Here is an 824-nt window from a genome sequence, read left to right as displayed (position 1 = left end):
AGGCCTCGACTGCTACGGTCTCGACGCCGATATCGAAGGTCCCGGCTTCCTTGGCGGCCGAGACGCAGGTTTCGACAAGGGTCAGGAACTCATCGAAGATCGCGTTCTGCACGGCGATCTTCATCGCGAGGATGCGGTTGAGCCAGCGCTGAATCGGCGGCAGGTCCTCGCGCAGCACGCCGTCCTGGTCGGTGAGCTCGAGACCGCTCATCCGCTGGAACTCGGACAGGGTGGTGCTTTTTAGCTTGGCCGTCGCCAGCAGGCCGTACCAGTCGTGGAGCGCATGCTTCGCATAAATGCTCTCGAGATTGTCGGACGCATCGAACATCCCCTGCCCACCGGTCTGCCGCTGGCCGCGGGTCAGCGCGCCCAAGGCATCGAGACGGCGCGCGATCGTGCTGGTGAACCGGGCCTCGCCCTTGCAGTCGGTGGTGACCGGGCGGAACAGCGGCGGGTAGGCCTGGTGCGTGCGGTGCGTGCGCCCCAGCCCCTGGATCGCCCGGTCGGCGCGCCATCCGGGCTCGAGCAGGAAATGGACCCGGCGCTGCTGATTCCTGGCATCAAGACTCGCATGATAGCTGCGCCCCGTGCCGCCAGCATCGGAGAAGACGAGGATGCGCTTGGCCCCGGTCATGAACGCGGTGGTCTCGGCAAGGTTGGTCCGGGGTGAGCGGCTTTCGAGACGCTGCCGGCCCGATCCATCACGGACCAGGCGTTTGCTGCGCCCTGTCACCTCGGCCACCGCAGTCACCCCGTAGTGCTCGAGCAAGGCATCGAGCGCGGTCGGGATCGGCGGCATGGCGCAGATATGCTCGATCAGGTCG

General features: G+C 66.6%; 1 protein-coding gene. It reads right to left on the bottom strand.

The features are described 5' to 3' along the window. Positions 1–824, bottom strand: an 824-nt coding sequence (locus tag AX703_RS20170; RefSeq protein WP_197423787.1) for a strawberry notch C-terminal domain-containing protein, incomplete at both ends; no start/stop codon positions are given.

The organism is Novosphingobium sp. CCH12-A3 (genome assembly GCF_001556015.1).
GTDB classification, from domain to species: Bacteria; Pseudomonadota; Alphaproteobacteria; order Sphingomonadales; family Sphingomonadaceae; genus Novosphingobium; species Novosphingobium subterraneum.
Note: the sequence above shows the minus strand (reverse complement) of the source record. Positions and strands in the feature narration are given on the sequence as shown.